This window comes from Acidimicrobiales bacterium (genome assembly GCA_036270875.1).
In the GTDB taxonomy this organism is placed as follows: Bacteria; Actinomycetota; Acidimicrobiia; order Acidimicrobiales; family AC-9; genus AC-9.
On record DATBBR010000001.1, the window covers coordinates 1 to 5756 of the forward strand.

Genomic DNA, 5756 nt, shown 5'->3' on the forward strand with positions numbered 1-5756 from the left:
GTAGGCGAACCCGACGATCAGGAAGCCGGCTGCGGCGAGAAACAGGCCAGGAGCGATGCTCGGCCGGTGCCGATGGCTCGGCGGTGCCGCCGTCGCCAGCACCGGCTGGGTCTGGGGTCCCGGAGGTCCGCTGGCCCCGCCGGGTCCGCTCGGCCCGCCCGCTGTTCCCGGCCTGCCAGGGCCGCCGCCTGGTCCGCCGCCTGGTCCGCCGGGGGGGTTTCTCGTGGCCGTCCCGGCCATCGACGCGGTACCGATGCCCGACGACGAACCGCCCGTCGTGCCGGTGGCAGGGCCGGGGCCGCCGCCCCCCACGGCCGGGCCGCCCGGCGAGGCGAGGTCCGCGCCGCAGTGAGGACAGAATCGAAAGTCCGAGGGCACCTCATGCCCACATCGTCCGCAGTAAGGCATGACTCAACCTTCCTCGACAGGGGTTTGCCCCGCTCCAAGCACCCGTCGCCGTGCAGGGTACCGCGTCACGCCACGGACTGGGTTCACCGGCACGGCTCGATACGACCGGAACGAATATCGGGTTCGGGTAGATGCGTCGTCCCGGAGAGGGCATTCTGGTGTCGTGGGCGACGACCGGAGGATGCCGATGGGTAGACACGTGATCCCTCTGGACGCTGGCGCGGAGGCCGAGGAGGAAGCCCTGCGAGTGGCGGACCAGGCGTACGACAAGGCCATGCACGCGACGATGGACGTGGCCAACAGCGAGCTCGAGCGGGCCGAGGCTCTGCGGGTGGCGACTCTCGCACGCGCCGAGGCGCTCCGAGCGGCGACGGTGGCGCGGGCCGACGCCCTGCGGCGGATCTCCGGCGAGCATGTCGGTTCCGTACGACGGGCCGAGGCGGACCGTACGGCGGCGCTCCGGCGTGCCGAGACCCGGTACCAGGAAGCGCTGCAAACAGCGGAGGAATCGGCGACCAGGGCCGTCGAGTACGCGTATGAGGCCGAGATGGGGGCGGCCCAGGCTGCCCACGAGGAGTCGTTGCGCGCGGCCGAGACGGCGGCAGTGAGCGCGATCACTCGGGCGGCGACGGTGCGTCAGGCCGCGCTTGCCCGGGCCGAGGCCCTCAGGAACGCCAGCAAGGCGCGGGCCGAGACCGTGCGGGACGCCACCAAGGGCTACGAGGCGTCTCTCGACGCCGCCGCCCGGTCCAGGGCCGAGGAGCTGCGCGATGCCACGCGTGAGCAGGACGAGGCGCTCTACGCGGCCACGGTCGCCTACGAGACGGCCCTGCGAGCCGCCCAGGGCGCGCCGCCCTCGCTCGATCAGGCCGAGACGACGGCCGGCGCCCCCGGTCCGGCACGGGAGGAGACGGGCCCGCCGTCGGGAAATGGCCAACACGAGGCCATCGACGGCAAGATCAGGCCCTCGTGACCTGACGTCTCCTCCCCGAGGCTAGGGTGCCGGCCCGATGGGCTCTTCTGTCGGGCCGGCCCGGGAGGCCGGGGGTGCTGATGCGCCGGCCTCCCGGGCCGGCGGTGCGCTCGGGGCGGTCGTCGTCGTCGGTGCCTCGCTGGCCGGCCTTCGGGCCGTCGAGACGCTCCGCCGGGCAGGCTACGACGGCCGTCTCCATCTGGTCGGCGCCGAGGAGCACCTCCCCTATGACCGCCCGCCCCTCTCCAAGCAGGTGCTGTCGGGTGCCTGGGAGCCGGACCGCATCTGGCTCGAGGACGAGAAAGCCTTCGCCGGCCTCGATGTCGAGACCCACCTCGGCAGGATGGCGATCGACCTCGACCTCGACGAGCGAGTCGTGCAGCTCCACGGCGAGACGCGTCTCGACTTCGATGGTCTCCTCGTCGCCACCGGTGCGACGCCTCGTCACCTGCCCGACATGGCCGACCTCGAGGGGGTCCACGTGCTGCGGACCCTCGAGGACTGCCTGAGCCTGCGGCGCGCCTTCGACAAGGGGGCTCGGGTCGTCGTTGTCGGCGCCGGCTTCATCGGCTCCGAGGTTGCAGCCACGGCGCGCTCGCGAGGCCTGGAAGTGACCCTCCTCGAAGCGCTGCCGGTTCCCCTGGCGAACGGGCTGGGCGAAGCGATGGGCACCGTGTGCGGCGAGCTGCACCGCGATCACGGGGTGGACCTGCGCTGCGATGCCGCCGTGGCCGGCTTCGACGGCGACGGACGGGTCGAGCGGGTGTGGCTGGCCGACGGGTCCGCCATCGATGCCGACGTGGTGGTGGTCGGAGTGGGCGTGACGCCCAACACGTCCTGGCTGGAGTCGTCAGGGCTGCGGATCAACGACGGCGTCGTGTGCGACGAGCGCTGTGCCACCGGCGCGCCGGGTGTCTACGCCGCTGGCGACGTGGCCCGGTGGCACAACCCGCTGTTCGGGGAGGAGATGCGCGTCGAGCACTGGACGAACGCGTCCGACCAGGGCGTGGTGGCGGCGCAGAACCTGCTCGCCGGGCCGGGAGGCGGGGATCCCTACGCCCCGGTGCCGTACTTCTGGTCGGACCAGTACGACACCAAGATCCAGCTGGTCGGCCATCCCCGGCCGGGCGACGAGGTCCGAGTGGTTCGGGGCTCGGTCGAGGAGCGTCGCTTCGTCGCGCTCTACGGACACCGAGGCCGGCTGAGCGCCGCGCTGGCTTTCAGCTCGCCCCGGCCCCTCATGGCGTACCGCCGACTGCTCAGCGAGGGCGCCTCGTGGGACGACGCCCTCGCCCACGCCGACTCGAGCGGATAGCTAGGCAGGGCTGGGGTCGTCGAGGCCCTGGGCAAGCGCGTTCCACGAGAGGGTGGCGCACTTGATCCGCACCGGGAACTTCACCACCCCTTGCAATGCGGCCAGGTCGCCCAGGGCGACCTGGGGCTCGGTGCCGTCGCCAAAGGCTGCGGCGCCGTTGCCGTCGCTGTCCTCGCCGTCCAGGCGCGCCTCGTGCACCGACATGAGGCCCTTGAAGGCCCTGATCACCGCCCGAGCCTCGTCGATCGAGCGGCCCTTGACGACGGTGGACATCATCGAGGCCGAGGACTGGCTGATCGAGCAGCCCTGCCCACTGACCTTCACGTCGGCGATCGTGCGCCCGTCGACGTCGAGGTAGACGACGATCTCGTCACCGCACAGCGGATTGAAGCCCTCCACCCGGCGGGCCGGCGGTGACGGCAGCTCACCCCGGTTCCTCGGGTTGCGGTAATGGTCGAGAATGATCTCGCGATACAGGTCTTCAAGTCCGGCCATGCAAGCTCCTAGAAGAACAGCGCCTCGGCCTGGGTCAGAGCCTCCACCAGGGCGTCGACATCTGACTCGTCGTTGTAAACGTACAACGAGGCGCGGGCCGTGCCGCTCACGCCCAGACGGCGCATGAGGGGCTTGGCGCAATGATGGCCAGCGCGAACGCAGACCCCGGCCTGATCGAGTACCTGGGACAGGTCGTGGGGGTGGACGTCCTTGTACGAGATCGACAGCAGGCCGCCCTGTCGGCGCGGGTCACGAGGCCCGTGGATGACGAGGGCGTCACCGTGGCGTCGGCTCAAGGCGTCGAGGGCATAGGCCGTCAGCTCGATCTCGTGGGCACGCACCGCTTCCATGCCGAGGGCCTGGAGGTAGTCGACGGCGGCACCCAGCCCGATGGCCTCGGCGATCGGCGGGGTGCCCGCCTCGAACTTCCAGGGCAGGGAGTTGGGCTCGAAGCCGTCGAGCCGCACGTCCCGGATCATGGAGCCGCCGCCCAGGAAGGGTGGAGTCGCCTCCAGCAGCTCCTCGCGACCCCAGAGCACACCGATCCCGGTGGGTCCGAGCATCTTGTGGCCGGTGAAGGCGAGGAAGTCACAGCCGAGCTCGGTCACGTCGGTCGGGACGTGGGGGACGTACTGGGACCCGTCGCCCACCACGATGGCGCCGTTGGCCCGCGCCACCTCGACGATGCGATCGAGTGGGTTTATCGTCCCCAGGACGTTGGACATCAGCGTCACCCCGACGAGCTTTACGCCGTCGGCCAGACGCTCGAGATCGTCGAGATCCAGCTGACCGTGGTCGTCCACCCCTAGGTAGCGCAGCTCGAGGCCGAGCTGCTCGGCCAGGATGAGCCAGGGCACGATGTTGGAATGGTGCTCCATCTCGGTGAGCAGGACGCGGTCACCGGCACGCAGATTGTGGCGTCCCCACGCCTGGGCGACGAGGTTCAGCGACTCGGTGGCGTTCTTCGTGAACACGACCTCACGGTCGGGCGCCGGTGCCCCGATGAACCGGCCCACCTTGGTCCGGGCCTCCGCGAACAGTCGGTCGGACTCCTCCGCGATCGAGTACAGGCCGCGGTGGACATTGGCGTAGGTCGACTCGTAGTAGGCATCCATCGTCGTCAGGACGGCACGCGGCTTCTGGGACGAGGAGGCCGAGTCGAGGTAGACGAGGCGAGGACCCTCGCGCGGGCGGTCGAGGACCGGGAAGTCGGCCCTGAGAAGCCCACCGTCGACAGATTCGACCCTGTCCATCTGCCCTAGGCGCGCCATGCCTCGTAGCCCTCCTCCTCGAGCCGGCTGGCCAGCTCAGGACCACCCGAGTCGACCAGGCGTCCGTCGATGAGAATGTGCACGCGGTCCGGCTGCAGCTCGGAAAGGATGCGCTGGTAGTGCGTGATCAGCAGCACCCCGAGCTCGGGGCGGGCGGCCCGCACCTCCTGCACGCCCCTGGCCACCACCCTGAGGGCGTCGATGTCGAGCCCGGAGTCGGTCTCGTCGAGGATGGCGACCTCCGGCTCCATGATCGCCATCTGGAGAACCTCGTTGCGCTTCTTCTCCCCGCCCGAGAACCCCTCGTTGAGGTAGCGGTCGCCGAAAGACGGGTCCATCCCGAGCTTCTTCATCCACTCCATGATCGACAGCCGCAGCTCGAGGACCGACATGTCCATGCCCCGGCGGGCCGAGAGCGCCTGGCGCAGGAACTGGGCCACGGGGACGCCCGGGATCTCCTCGGGGTACTGGAAGGCGAGAAACATCCCCGCCTTGCCGCGCACGTCGGCCGGCCACGCGGTGACATCCTCGCCCTTGAACACCACCCGGCCGGCGGTGACGCGGAGGTCGGGGCTTCCCAGCAGAGCGTTCGCCAGTGTCGACTTGCCCGATCCGTTGGGGCCCATCAGGGCGTGGATCTCACCGGGCCGGATGACCAGGTCCACGCCCTTGAGGATCTCGGTGCCGTCTGCGGCCACGTGGAGGTCCTGGATCTCGAAGAGGGGCTCGGCCACGCCCCGATTCTATTAGCACTACGACGGTAGGGGAAACCCCCTTCCCGCCGGCGCCTCTACCAGCCCCGGTCGATCCACTCCTGGAGGTGGGGCCGCTCGTTGTCGATGGTCGTGTCGTCGCCGTGCCCGGGCAGCACCAACACGTCCGGGTCGAGGGGCGCGAAGAGCCGCTCCTCGACCGAGCGGATGATGGTCGGGAAGTCGCCGCCGGGGAAGCCCGTCGCGCCGGGACCGCCCGGGAACAGCGTGTCCCCGCTGAAGAGCACCGGCGCCCCCTCGAGCAGGAAGCACATCGACCCGGGGGTGTGGCCGGGGGTGTGGATGGTCTTGAGGCGCAGCCGGCCGACCTCGATCATCGAGTCGTCCTCCAGGAGAAAGTCGTAGGAGGGCAGCATGCCTGCGTCATCGGGGGTGATGCCCACGTCGATACCGGCCTCCCGCACGGCCGGGACGGCCTGGATGTGGTCCCAGTGACCGTGGGTCTCGAGGACCTTGACCACGTTGAGGCGCCGACACAGGTCGAGGAGGCGGTCGTGCTCATTGGCGGCGTCGATCAGCAC

The 5756-nt window shown here is 70.4% G+C and carries 6 protein-coding genes; 2 read left to right on the forward strand and 4 right to left on the reverse strand.

Annotated features, from left to right (window positions below; translation table 11 throughout):
- Positions 1–607 precede the first annotated feature (607 nt).
- Positions 608–1381, forward strand: coding sequence for a hypothetical protein (locus VH112_00005; protein ID HEX4538604.1), 774 nt, complete (start codon positions 608–610; stop codon positions 1379–1381).
- A gap of 37 nt (positions 1382–1418) precedes the next feature.
- Positions 1419–2696: an FAD-dependent oxidoreductase gene (locus VH112_00010; GenBank protein HEX4538605.1), complete on the forward strand. Its 1278-nt coding sequence runs from the start codon at positions 1419–1421 to the stop codon at positions 2694–2696.
- Here the strand turns inward: VH112_00010 and VH112_00015 are convergent, their stop codons facing one another.
- The 4 genes from VH112_00015 to VH112_00030 all read right to left on the reverse strand — a co-directional run.
- Entirely contained in the window at positions 2697–3191 is a 495-nt protein-coding gene (locus VH112_00015; protein ID HEX4538606.1) for an SUF system NifU family Fe-S cluster assembly protein, read from the reverse strand.
- Between the two features lie 8 nt (positions 3192–3199).
- Positions 3200–4444 carry a SufS family cysteine desulfurase gene (locus VH112_00020; GenBank protein ID HEX4538607.1) on the reverse strand — a complete coding sequence of 415 codons (1245 nt, stop codon included), beginning with the start codon at positions 4442–4444 and terminating at the stop codon, positions 3200–3202.
- A gap of 5 nt (positions 4445–4449) precedes the next feature.
- Complete coding sequence (gene sufC / locus VH112_00025; protein HEX4538608.1) at positions 4450–5196, reverse strand: Fe-S cluster assembly ATPase SufC; 747 nt, start codon at positions 5194–5196, stop codon at positions 4450–4452.
- A gap of 56 nt (positions 5197–5252) precedes the next feature.
- On the reverse strand, positions 5253–5756 hold a 504-nt coding region (locus tag VH112_00030), incomplete at its 5' end, for an MBL fold metallo-hydrolase (protein HEX4538609.1).